This window comes from Stenotrophomonas sp. YJH_SMC_91, from assembly GCF_059368495.1.
On the sequence record NZ_JCAFRT010000025.1, the window covers coordinates 1 to 20,022 of the forward strand.

Here is a 20,022-nt window from a genome sequence, read left to right on the forward strand (position 1 = left end):
CCCATCCCGAACTCGGAAGTGAAACGCAGCTGCGCCGATGGTAGTGTGGCTCAAGCCATGCGAGAGTAGGTCATCGCCAGGGTTTACACCCAAAACCCCGCTGCTCACGCAGCGGGGTTTTTCTTTGTGCGCAGTAAATGCAGGTAGTGCCGGCCGCTGGCCGGCACCCGATGGCATTGCATCACCCGGTAGATCCACGCCATGCGTGGATGCCCTCTGCGAGGAGCCAAGGCGCCAACCAAGGTTGGCCGCTACCAACAGCAGGCCCACACAGCAATCGATTGCCGGCCAGCGGCCGGCAACTTTGTGCGCGGTAAACACCGGGTAGTGCCGGCCGCTGGCCGGCAACCCGATGGCATTACATCGCCCGGTAGATCCACGCCATGCATGGATACCCCCTGCGAGGAGCAGCGGTGCCAACCAAGGTTGGCCGCTACCAACAGCAGGCCCACACAGCAATCGTTTGCCGGCCAGCGGCCGGCACTACCAGGGGCAGGTCACGCATAAAAAGACGGCGCCCTGCGGGCGCCGTCCTGATCAAACTCGAATGGAAGGCCAGGATCAGGCGACCCGCGAGACCTCGAGCGGTTCCTGCTGGCGGAATACCGAGACTGCTTCGGTCAACGTGCCGGCCTGGTTCTGCAGCTCGCGTGCGGCAGCGGTGGCTTCTTCCACCAGCGCCGCATTCTGCTGCGTGGCCTGATCCATCTGCACCACTGTCTGGTTGATCTGCTCGATACCGATCGACTGCTCCTGCGACGCTGCAGAAATCTCGCGCATCAGGTGGCTGACATCCTCCACGCCGCCGACAATTCCCTGCATGCGCTGGCCGGCATCGGCCACCAGCTGGGCACCTTCGCCCACCTGCCGGCCCGCTTCGTCGATCAGCTTCTTGATCTCCTGTGCGGCCGCCGCCGAACGCTGCGCCAGCACGCGCACCTCGCTGGCCACCACGGCAAAGCCTCGGCCCTGCTCGCCGGCGCGTGCCGCCTCCACCGCTGCGTTCAACGCCAGGATATTGGTCTGGAAGGCAATGCCGTCGATGACGCCGGTGATGTCGCCGATCCGCTTCGAGGCACCTTCGATGGCCTGCATGGTATCCACCACCCGCTGCATGGCCGTGTTGCCGTCACTGGCAGCGTTCTGCGTGGAGGCGGCCAACGCACTGGCCTCACGCGCATGGGCGGCGTTCTGGCGCACGGTGGCGGTCAGTTCCTCCATCGATGCTGCGGTCTCCTGCAGGTGCGCTGCCTGGCGCTCGCTGCGCTCGGACAACGCGCCGTTGCCGGCGGCAATCTCGCTGGCGGCGGTACTGATCGACGCCGCGCATTCCTGGATGCGGCCGACCATGCGTGCCAACTGCCCGGCCGTGGCATTGGCATCGCGCTGGATGGCAGCGAACGCGCCGTGATACTCGCCGTGCATGCGCCGATCCAGATCGCCGTTGGCCAGTGCCGAGAGCATCTGCCGCACTTCGTTGACGGTGCTGCCGAGCGTATCGAGCAGCTGGTTGATGCCACCGGTCAGGCCATCGAGGAAGCTGGCGCCTTCAGTGGCCTGCAGGCGCTGGTCGAGGTCACCGGCCGCTGCCGCTGCGACGATGCCGGCCACGGCATTCTCCAGCGCGAGCTCATGGGTGCGGTCATGCCATTCCACGGCGAAGCCCAGGCGCACGCCCTGCGCGTCGAACACCGGCGTGACCACCTGCGCGAAGTGCACCGGGCCGATCTGCACCTTGCCGTTGTGCGCTACCTGCAGGCCGTTGAGGATCGCGCGGATGCGGTCCGGGTTGGCGTGGAAACGATGGATGCTGCTGCCGACCAGGCGCTCGGCGTCGAAATCGGGGAAGGCCTGTCGCAACGTCGCCTGCTGGTTGCGCAGCAGTGCCACCACCGAGCGGTTCACGTAGCGGATCACATGGTCGTTGTCGGCGATCATCATCGCGGTGCGCGAGGCATCGAGGGCCTGGCGGATCTGCGCGTTCTCGGCATGTGACGCGGCTTCGCGCCCACGCTGGGCCTGCACGTGGCGTGCAGTGTCGGCCAGGGCGTGGGCCAGTGAACCCGGCGCATAGGCGCCGGTATCGGCATGCGCGCCAAGATCGGCACCGGTGGCGATATCGCGTGCGAGCGCGGCAAGCCGACGCGGGCCGTGGCCGAGGGCCTCGGTCTGCTGCCGAAGGCGCAGTGCGACCTGGCCGAGGAACAGGGTCAGGCCCGCGAGCATGCCGGCCTGCAGCAGCGTCGGCCACAGCGCGGCACCGCCCTGTAGCGGTGCCAGCAGGGCGAGCGTACCGACGCCACCGGCCAGCCACACCGGAAGGCGATCGCGATGGCCCAGCAGCACGCCCAGCAGCAGGGCAATCGGCAATGCCGGCGACAGGCTGATGATCGCGCACAACACGGCCAGCTGCAGCGACAACAGCAACGCCAGACCGTTGCGGGCGATGGCCCGGCCCGCCTGGGCCCCGCCCAACCACGCGGCTGGCAGCACGGCGACGGCCGCCAACGCGGCGGCCTGCACCTGCGGGCCGCGCAGGGCCAGCGCCAGGCCAGCCAAGGCCAGTACCGCGCTGCCGATCAGCAGGCGGCGGTCAGCGCGGTGCGCGAGCTGCTGCAGGTGCGGCAGGCGGGCGGTATCGGGGGGACGGGAGGATGCAACGGACATCGGCGACTCCTGGATCAGCAGACGACAACGGCCACGCCGCGGCGCACGCAGGAGTGCGTGACCAGGGCGCGAGCCGGGAATTCGGGGAATGCGACGCGATCAGCGACGCGGAGACGGGACACCGCGGCCACATCCTGTGGGTGACGGTGCAATGGAGCAGGCATGCGGACTTCCTTGCAGAACCAGACACACGCCGCAGGCCCGACCGGACCTGCGTGCTGCGGACGCAGGGGCCCGCAACTGATGTATCGGCCGCAGACGCGCAGAGTGAAGCGCGCGGATACCTTTGCTCAGCCCGCGTTGTCGTTGCTGAAGAAGCGCAGGATCACGCCTGCGATCTGTTCCGGATCTTCCATGTGCAGGTGATGGTTGCCGGGAAACACCGCCAACCGCCCATCGCGCAGGTGCTGCAGGCGATCGCTGCGCATCGGCTCGGGGTAGTAGGACTGCGCTGGCGTGGCATAGATCACCTGCGTCGGGCAGGCGATGGCCTGCAGCAGGTTGTCGATCTGGCCTTCGCTGAGACGGATCGCAGTGGGCAGCATCAGGCGCGGATCGCTGCACCAGCGGTAGCCACCCTCGACCGGTTCCACGCCGCGCTCGACCAGCAGCCGTGCACAGTGCTCGCTGAGCTGGTTGGTCATCATCCGTGCGCGGATCGGCGCGGCGAGGTCGGGGAACACGCGCAGCTGCTTGCGTGCCAGTGCGCGCGTGGCATTCACATGCTCGCGCAGGCGGTTGGCGGTTTCTTCCTCGGGGCCGCGCAGGCCGCCGAGCGCTTCGATCGCCACCAGGCGCTCGACGCGGTCACTGACCGAGGCGGTGAGGCTGGCGATGCCGGCGCCCATCGAATGGCCGAGCAGGTTGAAGCGGTCCCAGCCCAGTGCATCGGCGACGTCGAGCACGTGGCAGATCGCGGCGGCCGTGGTGTAGTTGGCACCGGCCGGCAGATGCGCGCTGTGGCCATGACCGGGCAGGTCGATGGCAACCAGCTGCAGCGACGACAGGTGCGGCGCCAGCGGCACGAAGCTGGCCGCGTTGTCGAGCCAGCCGTGCAGGGCCAGCACGCGCGGGCCATCGCCGTGGTTGCGCAGGCCGGCGACGCGCGCGCCACCGACCTCCAGTTCAAACGGTTGCAGACTCATGCCAGCGAGGCCACGGCCAGCCGCGCAAGCGCGCGTGCGTGCTCCGGTTCGGCGTTGAGGCAGGGGATGTAGCGCATCGTCGCGCCGCGCTCGGCCAGTGTTTCGGTGAAGCCCATGGCGACCTCTTCCAGCGTCTCCAGGCAATCGGTGGCGAAGCCGGGGCACACCACGTCGATCTGCTTCACGCCGGATTCGGCCAGCGCCCACAGGCTGGGCTCGGCATACGGCTGCAGCCAGCGCTCGCGGCCGAAACGCGACTGGTAACCCATCTGCCACTCGTCCCTGCCCAGTTCCAGCGCCTTGGCGATGGCCTGTGCGCTGGCCTCGCAGCGCTGCGGATACGGATCGCCGGCATCGGCCAGGCGCTGCGGGATGCCATGGAAGGAGAACATCAGTGTCTGGCCGCGACCGTGCTGTTCCCAGTAGCGGCGGATCGAGCCGGCCACGGCCTCGACCCAGCCCGGATCGACCGAATAGTCGCGCACCAGGCTGACGGTCACGCCAGGATTGCGGCGCTGCCAGGCATCGACGCGGTCTTCAACCGAGGCAGTGGTGGTGGTGGAGTACTGCGGATACAGCGGCAGCACCACGATGCGGCGCGCACCGTCGGCTGCCAGGCGGTCGAGCTCGCTGGCCAGCGCGGGTTCGCCGTAACGCATCGCATGACGCACTGTCAGGGTCGGCAACAGGGCCTGCATGGCCTGCGCCAGCTGGCGCGTATGCACCATCAGCGGTGAGCCGTCGGGCAGCCAGACCTGGGCGTACTTGGCCGCCGAACGACTGCTGCGCAGGGGCAGGATCAGTCCGCGCAGCAGCGGCTGCCACAGCAGTGGCGGGATCGCGACCACGCGGCGGTCGGACAGGAATTCAGCCAGGTAACGGCGTACGGCGGGGGCCGTCGGCGTCTCGGGCGTGCCTAGGTTGACCGCCAGCACGGCGGTATCGGGTGCGTCGAGCATGGGCGGTATTGTCGCCGATCCGGTGTCGCGCCGGGATGCAGGGTTCGGATTGCGGGCATAGCGCGCATCAATGTGAGCAGGGAACGCTCATTGGGGATTCATGACAACGCTACTAATTTCAGTCACTTGCTATATCTTCCTATGGACTGACTTCTGGAGCCTGCCATGCGTCGCCCGATCCAAGCCCTGCTGATCGCCGCCAGCCTGCTGTCCAGCCAGGCCATGGCCGGGCCGCAGGAAGACCAGCGTGCGCGCAATGCCGTGCGCGTGCTGGCTGAAATCCAGGAAATCCCTGAACAGGGCATTCCGGATAAATTGCTGGACGAAGGCCGCGCGGTCATCGTCATTCCCGACACGATCAAGGCCGGTCTGGTCATTGGCGGTCGTCGTGGCCACGGCCTGATGTCGGTGCGCATGCCCAACGGCGCCTGGTCCAACCCGGTGTTCGTGAAGCTCACCGGCGGCAGCATCGGCTTCCAGGCCGGCGTGCAGTCCTCCGATGTGGTGCTGGTGTTCCGCAACGACCGCAGCCTGGACAACCTGGTCAACGGCAAGTTCACGCTGGGTGCCGACGCTGGCGTCGCCGCCGGTCCGGTGGGCCGCAACGCCGCCGCGGCCACCGACGGCCAGCTGAAGGCCGAGATCTGGTCCTGGTCGCGCGCCCGCGGCCTGTTTGCCGGCGTCGCGCTGGATGGCGCGGTGCTGCAGATCGACGATGCCGCCAATCTGGACGCCTACGGCAGCAACACCACGCCGCGGATGATCTTCGAAGGCCGCGCCGCCGGTTCGCCGTCGATGGATGTGGTCGCCTTCCGCGATCGCCTGGAAGAGGCCACCTACGCGGCGCGCAACAACCGCAGCGGCAACGGCGGCAGCGCGCCGCGCCCGGCTGCCGCCCCGGCAGCTGCTCCGGCGCCTGTTCAGGCAGCACCGGCTGCGCCGGCTGAGGCCACCACCGCGCCGCTGCAGAACGTGCCGCAGACCCCGCCGCCGCAGCAGCAGGGCTTCCAGCCGGTGAATGACGGCGAGATCCGTACGGAAACGCTGGGCGGAAACTGACTTTCGTCACGCGCGCCGGCTGACAGCCGGTGCGCTATGCTCGACAGCCTGATCACTAACGTAACGAGCGTCTTTATGGGCAGTTTCAGCATCTGGCATTGGTTGGTCGTGCTGGCCATCGTCCTGCTGGTGTTCGGCACCAAGCGCCTGACCAGCGGCGCCAAGGACCTCGGTTCGGCGGTCAAGGAATTCAAGAAGGGCATGCGCGACGAGGACAAGCCGAACGCGCAGCTGGGCGATGAGTCGCGCACCCAGGACGCGTCGCGCACCGCGCAGGACGAGCACGACCGTAACGCTCGCTGATCCGGAGCGGTTGCGGTGTTCGATATCGGCTTCAGCGAACTGCTGGTGATTGCAGTGGTCGCCCTGGTGGTGCTCGGTCCCGAGCGCCTGCCCAAGGCGGCCCGCTTCGCCGGCCTGTGGGTGCGTCGCGCCCGCAATCAATGGGATTCGGTGAAACAGGAACTGGAGCGCGAACTGCAGGCCGAGGACATCAAGCGGCAGATGCAGGATGTGCGTCAGGGCATGCAGGACACCGAGAACCAGCTGCGCGCCAGCGGTGAAGCGATCCGTCGCGAAGCCCAGCAGGCGCAGCAGCAGGGCGATGATCTGGTGCAGCACGTCCGTGCACCGGCGCCCGCGGATCTGCCGCCGCACATGAGCGCCGCGCCCGATGCCGTTGAACCAGCGCAGGACGGTGGTGCCGCCGAGCCGGTTTCGGCCGCGCCCGCTGAAGCTGTTACGCCGCCGCCGGCGCAGAGCACGGAGCGCCAGCCATGAGTGAACAGGATTTCGGCGAGAGCTCGCTGGTAGAGCACCTGGTGGAACTGCGCGGCCGGCTTGTGCGCGCATTGCTGGGCCTGGGCGTGGTGCTGCTGGCGTTGTTGCCGTTCACCCAGAAGCTCTACAACGCGCTGGCCGAACCGCTGGTCTCGCAGCTGCCGAACGGGCAGACGATGATCGCCACCAACCCGGCCGGTGCCTTCTTCGCACCGCTGAAGCTGACCTTCTTCGTCGCGTTGTTCGTGGCGGTACCGTGGCTGCTGTACCAGCTGTGGGCGTTCGTCGCGCCCGGTCTGTATGCACGCGAGAAGCGCCTGGCGGTGCCGCTGCTGGTGTCATCGGTGCTGCTGTTCTACACCGGTTGCGCCTTTGCGTATTTCCTGGTGCTGCCGGCGGTGTTCCACTTCCTCACCACCTTCAGCCCGGACGTGATCGCAATCACACCGGATGCGAATGCCTATCTGGACTTCGTGCTGGCGATCTTCTTCGCCTTTGGTGGCAGTTTCGAACTGCCGGTGGCGATGGTGATCCTGGTGTTGCTGGGCTGGGTGACGCCGCAGCAGTTCAAGGAAGGCCGCGGCTACGCGATCGTCGGCATCTTCGTGCTGGCGGCGGTGCTGACCCCGCCGGACGTGGTGTCGCAGCTGATGCTGGCGATTCCGATGTGCCTGCTGTACGAGCTGGGCATCCACGCCGCACGCTGGCTGGTGCCGTCGTCGGCAGTCAAGAAGCCCGCCGCCTGAAAGAAAAAAGGGGACGGAGGGGATTAAGTCGTTAGCTGCACACACTGGGCATAAACGACTTAATCCCCTCCGTCCCCTTTTTCATCAGGCGTGGAAGATGTCGCTCGAGGTCGGCGTGGTCGGGACCGGCGGCGCCGCGCGGCTGCCGCGGTGCACGAACATCTGCTTCCACGCGGCGTAGACCGCGCCGACATACAGCGGCATCAGCACCGTGGTCAGTACCAGCTGGGCGATGAAGGCGGCGGCCAGCGGGCCGCCGATCAGCATCGCGATCTGGATCACGATCACGAACAGGATGTACATGCAGAACGCGGCGATCAGGCCGAGTGCGGCGAACACGATCATCGCGCCGATGTTCTCGATGCAGCCCTGCAGGCTCAGGCGCAGCGCGTGCATGCCGCTCTGCTTGTCGAACACCACCAGTGCCGGCTGGGTGAACATCGCCAGCGATAGCGCGACCGCACTCAGGAACACCAGCAGCATCCACAGCGCGATGCGCTTGGCCGGCAGGTTGGCGACCAGCGCGGCCGCGTCATCCGGCTTGATCTGCTGGCCACTGCGGCTGATCTCTTCCATCTTGGTCATGACCTCGCTGAAGGCGGTGAAGCCCTCGCGGCCGATCATCAGGAACAGCAGCGCGCCCAGTAGCAGCACCGCCAGCACCTGGATGGCCAGCGGCACCAGCAGATGGCTGACGCGGTGGTCGCGGATCGGCTGCAGCAGGTGCGAAGCCAGGCCCGGGCGGCCTTCGTCGATCTCGCCCACGGCATACAGCATGCCGCCGAACATGATCGGCGAGATGGCCAGCGTCATCAGCTGCACCGCCATGCCGGCGGCGCCCGGAATCAGCGTCGACAACAGGGTGACCACCCAGCTCACCAGCAGCCAGGTCAGGCCGATCCGGGCCAGCTGCAGCGGCGCACGCCGGTACAGGGAGAACGTATCCAGCAACCACTGGGCGCCCGCCGAAGCCGGCAGCTTGCGAATCTCTTTCATGGACATCCGGGAAGGACAGGAGGGGGCCGGGCGGCTGCCCGTGCCGCCGATTATCCCTGTTTTGCCGCCGGCTGGGCTGAAGACAGCCGTGCCTGGCGGACGAAGCGCCGCAACAGCTGGCGGGCCAGCGGCGCGGCACTGACCGCGCGCTCGATGCTGCGGGCGCAGCCGCCATGGCGACCGATGCAGTCGGCGCGGGCACGCACGTAGCCACGCATGTGGTGGGTGGCGAACTCCGGATGGAACTGCACGCCCCAGGCCTGGCGCCCCCAGCGGAAGGCATGGCAGCCGTCCAGCGGCGAGCGGGCCAGCACCTCGGCCCCGTCGGGCGCGCGCAGCACGGTCTGCAGATGGGTGGCGTGCGCGGCGAAATGCTGCGGCAGGCCCTGGAACAGCGGGTCCTGCGCGGCCTGCGGCTGCAGTTCCAGCTCGATCGTGCCGGACTCGCGGCCGGCCGGGTTGTAGGCCACCTCGCCCCCCAGCGCGTGCGCCAGCAGCTGATGGCCGTAGCAGATGCCGAACACCGGCAGGTCCTCGTGCGCGGTCTGGCGCAGCCACGCGGCACTGCGCTCGCTCCAGTCGGCGTGGTCGGTGACGAACGCCGCCGAGCCGGTCACCAGCACGCCGGCGAAGGCGTGCGGATCAGGCAGGGCGTCACCGTGCTCGACATCAATTACCACCGTCTCGTGCTCGTCCAGTCCGGCGGCGACGCGGATCCAGTGCGGGAAGCGCCCGTAGCGGCGCAGCGACGGCACCGGGCGGCCGGTTTCAAGGATCAGGAACGGAGCTGGGTTCATCCGGGGGCGGCAGGACTGACAGGACTTCCTCGATTGTAGTCAGCCCCTGCGCCACCTTTTCAAGCCCGGCCTGGCGCAGGGTTCGCAGCCCTTCAGCCCGTGCAGCACGGGTGAAGCCGGCCAGATCCATGTCGGCGCGGATCTGCCCGCGCAGCCGCGAGCCCAATGGCAGCAACTCATACAGGCCGATACGGCCGAGGAATCCGGTGCGCCGGCACTCCAGGCAGCCGACCGGCCGACAGGGCGTGGCGGCATCTGGATATGCACCATGGCTATCAGCCAGCACCGCCCAATCGGCGGCGCCGAGGCTGTGCGGCTGCTTGCAGTGCGGGCACAGCGTGCGCACCAGGCGCTGGGCGAGGATGCCGTTGAGGGTGCTGGCCAGCAGGTAATGCGGCACGCCCAGGTCGAGCAGGCGGGTGACCGCCGACGGCGCATCGTTGGTATGCAGGGTGGACAGCACCAGGTGGCCGGTCAGCGAGGCCTGTACCGCCATCTGCGCGGTTTCCAGATCGCGGATCTCGCCGATCATGATGATGTCCGGGTCCTGTCGCAGCAGGGTGCGCACGCCGCTGGCGAAGTCCAGGTCGATGTTGGCCTGCACCTGCATCTGGTTGAATTCGGGCGCGATCATCTCGATCGGGTCCTCCACCGTGCACACGTTCACGTCCGGCGTGGCCAGCCGCTTCAGCGTGGAATACAGGGTGGTGGTCTTGCCCGAGCCGGTCGGGCCGGTGACCAGCACGATGCCGTGCGGGCGCTCGACCAGCGCATTCCAGCCGGCGGCTTCCTGCGGACTGAAACCGAGCTGGTCGATGCTCTTGAAGGCCGCATCCGGGTCGAAGATGCGCATCACGCACTTCTCGCCGAAGGCGGTGGGCATGGTCGACAGGCGCATCTCGACCTCGCGGCCACCCGGCGAGCGGGTCTTGATGCGGCCATCCTGCGGGCGCCGGCGCTCGGCCAGGTCCATGCGGCCCAGCACCTTGATGCGGCTGACCACGGCGGTCATCACCGCCGGCGGTACCTCGAACACCTTGTGCAGCACGCCGTCGATGCGGAAGCGCATGCGCCCCATCTCGCGGCGCGGCTCCAGGTGGATGTCCGAGGCGCGCTGTTCGTAGGCGTACTGCAGCAGCCAGTCGACGATGTGCACGATGTGCTGGTCGTCGGCATTGACGTCGCCGGTGCGGCCCAGCTCCACCAGCTGCTCGAAGCTGGGCAGGGTGGTGCTGGCCTCGCCGCGCACATCGCCACGGGCGCCGCGCACCGAGCGGGTCACCCCGTAGAACTCCATGGTGTAACGGTGCAGGTCCAGCGGGTTGACCACCGCCAGCTCGATGCGGCGGCGGGTCAGGTGCTGCAGGTCACGACGCCATTCCTGCACCAGCGGCTCGCTGGTGGCTACCAGCACGCGCTCGGCATCCACCGCCAGCGGCAGGAAGCGGTGGCGGCGGGCGTAGGCATGCGACACCAGCGCGGTCACCGCAGCGACGTCCACCCGGGTCGGGTCGATGCGCAGGTAACGGCTGCCGGTGCGCTGCGCCAGCCACTCGGTCAGGCGTTCCAGGGTCAGTTCGCCGCCGCCGGTGGCGGCCAGCTTGAGGTTGGACAGCAGTACCAGCGGATGCACTTCACTGGCGTTGCGCGCGCCCTGTGCGGAAAACCGCATGCGCTCGCGGTCCTGCTCGGCCACCAGGCCATCGGCGGTCAGGGCCGCGGCAATCTGCTCTAAATGCAGCCGTCCCCAGGGCAGCGGGACGCCGTCCGCCTCGCCGGGCGTGCCTGCCGGCAGCCGATGTTCCATCTGCCTGCTCCTCCCGGGTACGGAATGCCCCGCAGGTCGGCCGTTATACTAGCGCACCCCCTTGCCGGCCAAGACTCGTACGCATGTCCGCGACCCCGACCGTTCCGATCACCTTCCAGGGCCTGATCCAGACCCTGAACCAGTTCTGGGCCCAGCAGGGCTGCGTGCTCATCCAGCCGCTCGACCTGGAGGTGGGCGCCGGTACCTTCCACCCGGCCACCTTCCTGCGTGCGATCGGTCCGGAAGGCTGGAATGCGGCCTACGTGCAGCCGTCGCGGCGCCCGACCGATGGCCGTTACGGTGAGAACCCGAACCGCCTGCAGCGCTACTACCAGTACCAGGTGGCGATGAAGCCGGCGCCGGACAACATCCAGCAGTTGTACCTGGATTCGCTGAAGGCACTGGGCATCGACCCGCTGGTGCACGACCTGCGCTTCGTCGAGGACAACTGGGAATCGCCGACGCTGGGCGCGTGGGGCCTGGGCTGGGAAGTCTGGCTCAATGGCATGGAAGTGACCCAGTTCACCTACTTCCAGCAGGCCGGTGGCCTGGAATGCCGCCCGGTGCTGGGCGAGATCACCTACGGTCTCGAGCGCCTGTGCATGTACCTGCAGAACTGCGACAACGTCTACGACCTGATCTGGACCTACGGCCCGGACGGCCAGCCGGTGACCTACGGTGACGTCTACCACCAGAACGAGGTGGAGCAGAGCACCTACAACTTCGAATACGCCGACGTGGAAGAAATGTTCCACCGTTTCGACGCCTGCGAGCGTGAGGCGCAGAAGCTGGTGGAAGTGAACCTGCCGCTGCCGGCCTACGAGCAGGTGATGAAGGCCAGCCACACCTTCAACCTGCTGGATGCGCGCCGTGCGATCAGCGTGACCGAGCGCCAGCGCTACATCCTGCGCGTGCGCGCGCTGGCCCAGGCGGTGGCCAGGGCGTACTACGAGCAGCGCGAGAAGCTGGGCTTCCCGGGCGCGAAGAAGGCCTGACGGCCCTCCCGCACCGACCCGCTTTTCATCAACTACCCGGGGCGCCGGACGCGTTGCGCGCTGCGCCCCCACCACAGGATCGAACCGATGAGCCAACTGTCCCCCCTGCTGATCGAACTGGGCACCGAGGAGCTGCCGGTCAAGGCGCTGCCGGGCCTGGCCCAGGCATTCTTCGACGGTGTCGTCGAAGGCCTGCGCAAGCGCGGCGTCGCGCTGGAACTGGGCGATGCGCGCCCGCTGTCGACCCCGCGCCGACTGGCCGTGCTGCTGCCGGGCGTCGGTCTGGAACAGCCGGAGCAGCACAGCGAAGTGCTGGGCCCGTACCTGAACATTGCGCTGGACGCCGAAGGCCAGCCGACCAAGGCGTTGCAGGGCTTCGCCGCCAAGGCCGGGATCGACTGGACCGCGCTGGAGAAGACCACCGACAACAAGGGCGAGCGCTTCGTGCACCGCGCGGTGACCCCGGGCGCGAGCACCGCCAGCCTGCTGCCGGAGATCCTGCGCGAGGCGATCGCGGCGATGCCGATTCCCAAGCCGATGCGCTGGGGCGACCACGCCTGGGGCTTCGCGCGCCCGGCGCACTGGCTGGTGCTGCTGCACGGCGCCAACGTGGTCGAGGCCGAACTGTTCGGCCTGCAGGCCGGCCGCGTCAGCCGTGGCCATCGCTTCCACCATGACCAGGCGGTGTCGCTGGCGCAGCCGCAGGACTACGTTGAAGCGCTGCGCGCCGCGTTCGTGCTGGTCGACCCGAGCGAGCGCCGCGCGCGCATCGTCGCCGAGGTCGAGGCCGCTGCGGCCAAGGCCGGTGGCAGCGCCCGCATCACCGACGACAACCTGGAGCAGGTGGTGAACCTGGTCGAATGGCCGTCGGCGGTGCTGTGCAGCTTCGAGCGCGCGTTCCTGGCGGTGCCGCAGGAAGCGCTGATCGAGACGATGGAGATCAACCAGAAGTTCTTCCCGGTGCTGGATGCGGCAGGCACGCTGACCGAGAAGTTCATCGGCATCGCCAACATCGAATCGAAGAACGTGGCGGAAGTGGCCAAGGGCTACGAGCGGGTGATCCGTCCGCGGTTCGCCGATGCCAAGTTCTTCTTCGACGAGGACCTGAAGCAGGGCCTGGTGTCGATGGGTGAGGGGCTGAAGACGGTGACCTACCAGGCCAAGCTGGGCAGCGTGGCCGACAAGGTGGCGCGCGTGGCTGCACTGGCCGAAGTGATCGCACCCCAGGTCGGTGCCGATGCCGCGCAGGCCAGGCGGGCTGCCGAACTGGCCAAGAACGACCTGCAGTCGCGCATGGTCAACGAGTTCCCGGAGCTGCAGGGCATCGCCGGCCGCCACTACGCCGTGGCCGGTGGCGAATCGGCCGAGGTGGCGCTGGCCATCGACGAGGCCTACCAGCCACGTTTCGGTGGTGATGACATCGCGCTGTCGCCGCTGGGCAAGGTCCTGGCCATTGCCGAACGCGTGGACACCCTGGCCGGCGGCTTCGCCGCAGGCCTGAAGCCGACCGGCAACAAGGACCCGTTCGCGCTGCGCCGCAATGCGCTGGGCCTGGCGCGCACGATCATCGAAAGCGGCTTCGAGCTGGACCTGCGCGCACTGCTGGCCAGCGCCAACGCCGGCCTGGCCGCACGCAACGTGCAGGCCGACGTCGGCGAGCTGTACGACTTCATCCTCGACCGCCTGAAGGGTTATTACGGCGACAAGAACGTGCCAGCCACGCACTTCAATGCGGTGGCCGAACTGAAGCCTGTCTCGCTGTATGACTTCGACCGCCGCCTGGACGCGATCGGCACCTTCGCCGCGCTGCCGGAAGCCGAGGCGCTGGCTGCGGCCAACAAGCGCATCCGCAACATCCTCCGCAAGGCTGAAGGCGACATTCCGGCCCAGATCGACCCGGCGCTGCTGCAGGAAGACGCTGAGCGCGCGCTGGCTGAAGCGGTCACCGCGGCCATCGATGACACCGGCGCCAGCCTGCATCAGAAGGATTACGTGGCGGTGCTGGCGCGCCTGGCCCGCCTGCGCCCGCAGGTCGACGCGTTCTTCGATGGCGTGATGGTCAATGCGGAAGATCCGGCGCTGCGTGGCAACCGCCTGGCGCTGCTGACGATGCTGGGCGAGCGCTTGGGCAAGGTGGCAGCGATCGAGCATCTGTCGAGCTGATGCCCGTATCGGTAGTGCCGGCTGCTGGCCGGCATTGCCACCGCGCATCGCATCGACCTGTGGATTGCCGGCCAGCGGCCGGCACTACCGGATCGCCGTCGGTGGATGTCCATCGGGATCATTGCCGGCATCGCGCAGGATGCCGGCATCCTCGCCTGCGATCACGAGGATCGCCACAAAGGCGCGTATTTTGACCGCCACTTAACAACCGATCCCGAATGACGTGATGCATTTCGCATCGTCACCTTCGGTCGGTATGCTGTGCCGCATGCAGCCAAAGAAATACGCCCTGCCGCTGATGGTCCTGTCGCTGGCCGCCACCTCCGTGGCCCACGCGCGCGGCACCATCGACAAGGTGGACATCAAGGGATTGGACAAGGGCGACGACGCCGCGATCATCGAGAACATCCAGGAATCGCTGTCGCTGTACGACACGATCGGCAAGGAACAGGGCGAATCGCGCCTGGAGTACCTGCTGTCACAGGCCGAGCGGCAGACCCGCCAGGCACTGGAACCCTTCGGGTACTACAACCCGGTGATCAAGGTCGAGGCGCCGCGCGAGGACGAGCATGTGCGGGTGCTGATCCATGTCGACAAGGGCACCCCGGTGACCGTGCGCCGTGAGCACATCGACATCACCGGGCCGGCGATGTATGACCAGTACCTGCAGGACGACCTGGCCGCATTCAAGCCCCGCAAGGGCCAGCGCTTCGAGCACACGCAGTACGAAGCCAGCAAGATCACCATCACCCGTCGCCTGGCCGAGCGTGGCTACTTCGATGCCGACTACACCCAGCGCCAGGTGCAGATCACCCGCGCCGACAACGCAGCCGACATCGACCTGACCTGGGACAGCGGCCGCCGCTACAACATGGGGCCGGTGCGTTTCGAGCAGGATTACTTCGTCGACAAGCTGTTCGACCCGCTGGTGTACTGGGAGCAGGGCAGTTACTTCCACGAGGGCAAGCTGGACCGGCTGCGCGAGTCGCTGACCAAGCTGGACTACTTCAGCGTGATCGACATCCAGCCACGGCCCGACCAGGCCGATGCCAACGGCGAAGTGCCGGTGGATGTGAAGCTGACCCGCGCCAAGCGCACCATCTATACCGCGGGTCTGAGCTACGGCAGCGAGAGTGGCCCGGGTGTGCGCGGCGGCATCGAGCGGCGGTTCCTGAACAACCGCGGCCACAAGATGAACACGCAGCTGGACTATGCGCAGAAGCGCAAGAGCCTGGTGACCAGCTACCGCATCCCCGCCTTCAACTGGCTTGACGGCTGGTACACCTTCGCCGCCAGTGCGTATGACGAGCAGACCGATTACATCGACCTGCGCAACTTCAAGCTGATCGCCAGCCGCAGCGGCGAGATCAACGAGCACTGGACCGCGATCGCCTCGATCAACGCACTGCGCGAGCGTTGGCGCTATGCCTCCGGCACTGAATTCACCGATGCCGTCTACAACACCTCGACGCTGGTGTACCCGCAGATGGTTGCCGACTACGTCAACGTCGACGACGAGATGTTCCCGCGCAAGGGCATCAGCGGTACTGCGACGATGCGTGCCGGCGTTGAAGGTGCCGGCTCGGACACCAGCTTCGTGCAGGCCAACGCCGTGCTGCGCTGGTACATCCCGGTGGGTGAAAGCAACCGCCTGATCCTGCGCGGCGAGGGGGGTACCACCTGGACCAGCGATCTGGTGGCGATGCCGCCGAGCCTGCGCTACTTCGCGGGCGGTGACCGCAGCATCCGCGGTTACGCCTACCGCGAAGTCGGCCCGCGCACACCCAAACCCGACAAATACGCGCTGGGCGCCAAGAACCTGGTGATCGGCTCGGCCGAGTACGAGCACTACTTCAATGGCGGCCCGTGGGGCGCGGCGGTGTTCGTCGATACCGGCAGCGCCTTCGACAACACCATTGATCTGCACACCGGCGTCGGCTTCGGCGTGCGCTGGAAATCGCCGGTGGGCCCGGTGCGCGTGGATATCGCGCATGGCCTGAACAACCCGGATTCGCAGTTCCAGCTTTACCTCAACATCGGAGCGGACCTGTGAGCACGCCCGCACCCACCCCGAACACGCCGCCGCCGCGCGTGCGTTTCTACCGCCGCCGCCGCTTCTGGGCGTGGTCCGGCGTGGGCGTGATCGGCCTGGTGCTGCTGGCGTTGCTGGCGGTGTACTGGCTGCTGCAGACCGTGGCCGGCCGCGATGTGCTGCTGGCACAGGTGGTGGCGCGGCTGCCGGTGGGCGCCAGCTTCACCTGGGACAAGGTGGACGGCCCGGTGGCCGGTCCGCTGACCCTGTACAACGTCGACTTCCGCTACGACGACATCCATTTCCACGCCGAGCGCGCGCACCTGGAGCCGGACCTGCGCCCGCTGCTGGGCCGCAAGCTGCTGCTGGACAAGCTGGAGCTGACCAACGCGACGCTGAACCTGGCCAAGAGTGACGAGCCGTTCAAGCTGCCGTCGTGGCCCGATTCGCTGCCGCAGATCGAAATGCCGCTGGCGATCCAGGCCGATGCCATTGCCATCGACGGCTTCCGCATCAGCCAGGCCAACGAGCCGGTGATCGACATCAGCCGTGTGCGGGGTGGCATCGAGATCGCCAACGGCGAGTTCCAGGCGCACAAACTGGTCGTGGACAGCGACATGGGCAATTTCACCGCCCAGGGCCGCTACATCCCGGCCAAGGACTACGACACCGACGTGACCGTCACCGCAGTGTTGCCGGCCCCGCGTGGCCGTACCGCAGCGACGGTGGGGCTGGTGGCACGCGGTGACCTGGCGCACATGGAAGTGGCCGTAGCCGGGCGCGCGCCGAAGCCGCTGCACGCGATGCTGGTGTTCGATGGCCGCACCGATCCGAGCTGGAGCGCCAGCATCCGCAGCGACGAACTGGATCTGGCGCTGCTGTCGCCGGCACTGGCCAGCTCGGCGATCGCACCACTCGCACTGGACTTCACCGCGGCTGGCAAGGGCGGCAACGCCAACCTGCGTGGCAAGGTGAAGCAGGGTGATCAGGAGCTGGAGCTGGCGCCGTCGGTGGTGTCGCTGCAGGACCAGGTGCTGAAGGTGTCGCCCCTGCTGGTGAAAGGGCTTGGCGGTGAGGCACGGCTGGAAGGCACCGCCGACTTCAGCCAGGAAGACCAGCAGAAACTCAATTTCTCGGTGGTCGCCCATGACCTGACCTACGTGCCGGCGCCCGATCCGAACACGGCCGGCAGCGCACCGGTGCCGGTCACCCTGAAGGAAGCGCGCTTCGGCCTGGCCGGTACCTTGAAGGCGTGGGCCGCGATCGGCCGTGCCGATGTCGAACGCGAAAAGCAGAAGGCACAGCTGCAGTTCGACGTACGCGGCAATGACCAGGCCGCGTCGATCCACCAGCTGCAGGCGCAGACGCCGGGTGGGCAGCTGCAGGTGGAAGGCCAGGTGGCGTGGGCACCGCAGCTGGACTGGGATGCCAAGGCCACGCTGAAGGACTTCGACCCCGGCTATTTCGTGCCGGGCTGGAACGGCCGCCTGTCCGGCAACCTGGCCTCCAAGGGCCGCCAGCTGCCGCCGCCGGCAAACGCGCCGCCGGGCACGGCCGGCACGCTGGAAGCCACCGTCGACCTGCCGTCGCTGAAGGGCATACTGCGCCAGCGCAATCTCGACGCACAGGGCAAGTTCGCGCTGCAGGGCGCGCAGGGCCAGGGCGATCTGAAGCTGTCGCTGGGCAGCAGCCGGGTGACCGCGTCGGGCAAGGTGGGTGATCGCCTCGACATCGACGCGCGTTTCGAACCGCTGCAGCTGAGCGATCTGCTGCCCGGCGCCGATGGCGGCCTGCGTGGACAGGTACAGGTGAAGGGCCCGCGCGATGCGCCGGACATCACTGCCGACCTGGTCGGCAACAACCTCAACTGGGACGGCTACGGCGCCGAGAGCGTGAGCATCAAGGGCCACCTGCCATGGCGCGGCGACAGCGGCACGCTGGCGGTGCAGGGCCAGCAGGTCAACGCCGGCATGCTGCTGGAACGCTTGAACGTGGATGCGCAGGGCAGTGTCTCCAACCTGCGCCTGGCCGCGCAGACCCGCAACGAGATGGGCGCTATCGAGCTGCAGGGCAGCGTCCGCCAGCAGGGCGCGCAGTGGCGCGGCGAACTGGCGTCGCTGCGTATCGCACCGGTGAAGGGCGATGCCTGGTCGTTGCGTGCACCGGCGGCGTTCGCGATCAACGGCAGCACCTACACCCTGTCCGAAGCCTGCCTGGCCGCGGCCAGCAGCGGCGCGCTGTGCGCACAGGCCAACTGGCCGCGTGAGGGCCTGGTGGTGCGCAGTGATGCGCTGCCGCTGGCGCTGGTGCAGCCGTGGCTGCCGCCGCAGTCCGGCCGCCGCATCTACCTGCGTGGCGATGTCAGCCTGGACGCGCAGATCCGCCCGCGCGGCAATGCCTGGGAAGGCCATGTAGAGGTGCGCTCGAAGGAAGGCGGCGTGCGCCTGGGCGAGAACCGCAACACCGTGGGGGATACCACCCGCGGCGAGCTGGTGCGTTATGACCAGTTCTCGCTCAAGCTCGACATGACCCCGGCCAGCATCAAGGGCTACCTGGGCATGGGCTTCCAGGGCAACGGCTTCGTCGATGCCAGGATGCAGACCGGCTGGGAAGCCAGTGCGCCGCTGAACGGCGAGCTCTACCTCAACATGTCGCGACTTTACTGGCTGGAGCTGTTCTCGCCGGACATCGTGCGCCCGACCGGCCTGATCGAGGGCCACGTCAGCCTGCGCGGTACGCGCGGCCAGCCATCGCTGGGAGGTGACGCCCAGCTGAGCAACTTCAAGGGCGAATTCCCCGCGCTGGGCCTGACCTTCGACCAGGGCAAGGGCAGCTTCGTGGCCCAGCCCGACGGTTCGGCAAAGATCACCGCGCAGGCCAACTCGGGCCAGGGCACGCTTTATGTCGATGGTGGCCTGTCGTGGTTTGGTGATGCACAGCCGCTGCAGCTGAAGATCCACGGCGAGAACGTGCTGCTGTCCAACACCAGCGAGCTGCGCATCGTCGCCAACCCCAACCTCGACTTCACGCTGGCCAAGGCGGCGATGGAGCTGCGCGGCACCGTGCACGTGCCCGAGGCCGACATCGATCTCGAACGCCTGGATCGTGGCACCTCGGTGTCCGAGGACGTGGTGGTGCTGGACCCGGCCGACCCGGAAGAGTCGCGCACCTCGCCGCTGGACATGGACCTGACCGTCAGCCTTGGCGACAAGGTCAAGATGACCGGCTTCGGCCTGAAGGGCGCGCTGACCGGCAAGATGCAGGTCTGGGCCAAGCCTGGCCGCGAAATGACCGCCAATGGTGGCCTGGAAGTGAGTGGTCGCTACAAGGCATACGGGCAGGACCTGACCATCACCCGTGGCAACCTCACCTGGAACTACAACGCGGTGTCCGACCCGCGCATCAACATCCGTGCCGAGCGCCGGATCGGTGATGTCACCGCCGGCATCGACGTGACCGGGCGTGCGCAGCAGCCGCGCGCGGACGTGTGGTCCGAGCCGGCGATGTCGCAGTCCGAGGCACTGGCCTACCTGGTGCTGGGGCGCAGCCTGACCGGTGCCAGCAGCGACCAGGCCCAGCAGGTCAACGCGGCCTCGGCGGCGCTCTCGGCTGGCAGCGGCCTGCTGGCCTCGCAGCTGGGCGCCAAGCTGGGCCTGGACGATGCCGGCGTGAGCCAGTCGCGCGCGCTGGGCGGCTCGGTGATTGGCGTCGGCAAGTACATCTCGCCCAAGCTGTACGTCGGCTACGGCGTGTCGCTGGTCGGTGCCGGTTCGGTGATCACGCTGAAGTACCTGCTGCGTCGTGGCTTCGACGTGGAAGTGGAGTCGAGCACGGTGGAAAACCGTGGTTCGATCAACTGGCGGCGGGAGAAGTAAC

The 20,022-nt window shown here is 67.8% G+C and carries 14 protein-coding genes and 1 rRNA gene; 9 read left to right on the forward strand and 6 right to left on the reverse strand.

Annotated elements, in window-relative coordinates; translation table 11 throughout:
- Positions 1-82: ribosomal RNA gene (rrf, locus tag AC5P5X_RS19825) — 5S ribosomal RNA — on the forward strand; the annotation flags it as partial.
- 479 nt (positions 83-561) lie between these two features.
- Here rrf and AC5P5X_RS19830 read toward each other — a convergent pair.
- The 3 genes from AC5P5X_RS19830 to hemH all read right to left on the reverse strand — a co-directional run bounded on the left by AC5P5X_RS19830 (position 562) and on the right by hemH (position 4,771).
- Positions 562-2,667, reverse strand: a complete 2,106-nt coding sequence (locus AC5P5X_RS19830) for a methyl-accepting chemotaxis protein (protein WP_062605299.1) — start codon at positions 2,665-2,667, stop codon at positions 562-564.
- A gap of 290 nt (positions 2,668-2,957) precedes the next feature.
- A complete protein-coding gene (locus tag AC5P5X_RS19835) occupies positions 2,958-3,812 on the reverse strand; it encodes an alpha/beta fold hydrolase (protein ID WP_062605301.1) in 855 nt (284 codons plus the stop codon).
- Complete coding sequence (hemH, locus tag AC5P5X_RS19840) at positions 3,809-4,771, reverse strand: ferrochelatase (RefSeq protein WP_062605303.1); 963 nt, start codon at positions 4,769-4,771, stop codon at positions 3,809-3,811. Before hemH ends, AC5P5X_RS19835 begins: the two co-directional genes overlap by 4 nt.
- Positions 4,772-4,936: 165 nt before the next feature.
- Between hemH and AC5P5X_RS19845 the strand changes: the two genes are divergently transcribed.
- The 4 genes from AC5P5X_RS19845 (at position 4,937) to tatC (ending at position 7,356) form a co-directional block, all read left to right on the forward strand.
- Positions 4,937-5,830, forward strand: coding sequence for a lipid-binding SYLF domain-containing protein (locus AC5P5X_RS19845; protein ID WP_005411678.1), 894 nt, complete (start codon positions 4,937-4,939; stop codon positions 5,828-5,830).
- A 75-nt stretch (positions 5,831-5,905) separates the two neighbouring features.
- The gene (tatA, locus tag AC5P5X_RS19850; RefSeq protein ID WP_005414932.1) at positions 5,906-6,133 is read left to right on the forward strand and encodes a Sec-independent protein translocase subunit TatA; all 228 of its coding nucleotides are present in this window, start codon (positions 5,906-5,908) and stop codon (positions 6,131-6,133) included.
- A gap of 15 nt (positions 6,134-6,148) precedes the next feature.
- Positions 6,149-6,610, forward strand: a complete 462-nt coding sequence (tatB, locus tag AC5P5X_RS19855; protein ID WP_005414931.1) for a Sec-independent protein translocase protein TatB — start codon at positions 6,149-6,151, stop codon at positions 6,608-6,610.
- Complete coding sequence (gene tatC / locus AC5P5X_RS19860) at positions 6,607-7,356, forward strand: twin-arginine translocase subunit TatC (RefSeq protein ID WP_005420449.1); 750 nt, start codon at positions 6,607-6,609, stop codon at positions 7,354-7,356. The genes tatB and tatC overlap by 4 nt, the downstream gene beginning before the upstream one ends.
- 84 nt (positions 7,357-7,440) lie before the next feature.
- Here the strand turns inward: tatC and AC5P5X_RS19865 are convergent, their stop codons facing one another.
- Genes AC5P5X_RS19865 through AC5P5X_RS19875 form a run of 3 tightly spaced genes read right to left on the reverse strand, consistent with a single transcriptional unit; the run spans position 7,441 to position 10,956 of the window.
- Positions 7,441-8,352: a BPSS1780 family membrane protein gene (locus AC5P5X_RS19865; protein WP_099562707.1), complete on the reverse strand. Its 912-nt coding sequence runs from the start codon at positions 8,350-8,352 to the stop codon at positions 7,441-7,443.
- Positions 8,353-8,402: 50 nt separating this feature from the next.
- A complete protein-coding gene (locus tag AC5P5X_RS19870) occupies positions 8,403-9,149 on the reverse strand; it encodes a glutamine amidotransferase (RefSeq protein ID WP_062605304.1) in 747 nt (248 codons plus the stop codon).
- Positions 9,121-10,956, reverse strand: a complete 1,836-nt coding sequence (locus AC5P5X_RS19875) for a GspE/PulE family protein (RefSeq protein WP_111189037.1) — start codon at positions 10,954-10,956, stop codon at positions 9,121-9,123. Before AC5P5X_RS19875 ends, AC5P5X_RS19870 begins: the two co-directional genes overlap by 29 nt.
- 83 nt (positions 10,957-11,039) lie before the next feature.
- Here AC5P5X_RS19875 and glyQ point away from each other — a divergent pair, with 83 nt between their 5' ends.
- From glyQ to AC5P5X_RS19895, 4 genes are all read left to right on the forward strand, one after another.
- Positions 11,040-11,951, forward strand: a complete 912-nt coding sequence (gene glyQ, locus AC5P5X_RS19880) for a glycine--tRNA ligase subunit alpha (protein ID WP_012481649.1) — start codon at positions 11,040-11,042, stop codon at positions 11,949-11,951.
- A gap of 87 nt (positions 11,952-12,038) precedes the next feature.
- Positions 12,039-14,114: a glycine--tRNA ligase subunit beta gene (glyS, locus tag AC5P5X_RS19885; protein WP_012481648.1), complete on the forward strand. Its 2,076-nt coding sequence runs from the start codon at positions 12,039-12,041 to the stop codon at positions 14,112-14,114.
- A gap of 256 nt (positions 14,115-14,370) precedes the next feature.
- On the forward strand, positions 14,371-16,167 hold the full coding sequence (locus AC5P5X_RS19890; RefSeq protein WP_005414924.1) for an autotransporter assembly complex protein TamA: 1,797 nt from the start codon (positions 14,371-14,373) through the stop codon (positions 16,165-16,167).
- Positions 16,164-20,021: a translocation/assembly module TamB domain-containing protein gene (locus AC5P5X_RS19895; protein WP_033835359.1), complete on the forward strand. Its 3,858-nt coding sequence runs from the start codon at positions 16,164-16,166 to the stop codon at positions 20,019-20,021. Before AC5P5X_RS19890 ends, AC5P5X_RS19895 begins: the two co-directional genes overlap by 4 nt.
- The last annotated feature ends 1 nt before the right edge of the window (position 20,022 follow it).

What these genes read in the sequence shown, in the direction of transcription:
- AC5P5X_RS19865 (WP_099562707.1), bottom strand. Translation starts at nt 8,352, where the DNA reads ATGAAAGAGATTCGCAAGCTGCCGGCTTCGGCGGGCGCCCAGTGGTTG.
- AC5P5X_RS19870 (WP_062605304.1), bottom strand. Translation starts at nt 9,149, where the DNA reads ATGAACCCAGCTCCGTTCCTGATCCTTGAAACCGGCCGCCCGGTGCCG.
- tatA (WP_005414932.1), top strand. Translation starts at nt 5,906, where the DNA reads ATGGGCAGTTTCAGCATCTGGCATTGGTTGGTCGTGCTGGCCATCGTC.
- glyS (WP_012481648.1), top strand. Translation starts at nt 12,039, where the DNA reads ATGAGCCAACTGTCCCCCCTGCTGATCGAACTGGGCACCGAGGAGCTG.
- AC5P5X_RS19875 (WP_111189037.1), bottom strand. Translation starts at nt 10,956, where the DNA reads ATGGAACATCGGCTGCCGGCAGGCACGCCCGGCGAGGCGGACGGCGTC.
- glyQ (WP_012481649.1), top strand. Translation starts at nt 11,040, where the DNA reads ATGTCCGCGACCCCGACCGTTCCGATCACCTTCCAGGGCCTGATCCAG.
- AC5P5X_RS19890 (WP_005414924.1), top strand. Translation starts at nt 14,371, where the DNA reads ATGCTGTGCCGCATGCAGCCAAAGAAATACGCCCTGCCGCTGATGGTC.
- AC5P5X_RS19835 (WP_062605301.1), bottom strand. Translation starts at nt 3,812, where the DNA reads ATGAGTCTGCAACCGTTTGAACTGGAGGTCGGTGGCGCGCGCGTCGCC.
- AC5P5X_RS19845 (WP_005411678.1), top strand. Translation starts at nt 4,937, where the DNA reads ATGCGTCGCCCGATCCAAGCCCTGCTGATCGCCGCCAGCCTGCTGTCC.
- tatC (WP_005420449.1), top strand. Translation starts at nt 6,607, where the DNA reads ATGAGTGAACAGGATTTCGGCGAGAGCTCGCTGGTAGAGCACCTGGTG.
- AC5P5X_RS19830 (WP_062605299.1), bottom strand. Translation starts at nt 2,667, where the DNA reads ATGTCCGTTGCATCCTCCCGTCCCCCCGATACCGCCCGCCTGCCGCAC.
- hemH (WP_062605303.1), bottom strand. Translation starts at nt 4,771, where the DNA reads ATGCTCGACGCACCCGATACCGCCGTGCTGGCGGTCAACCTAGGCACG.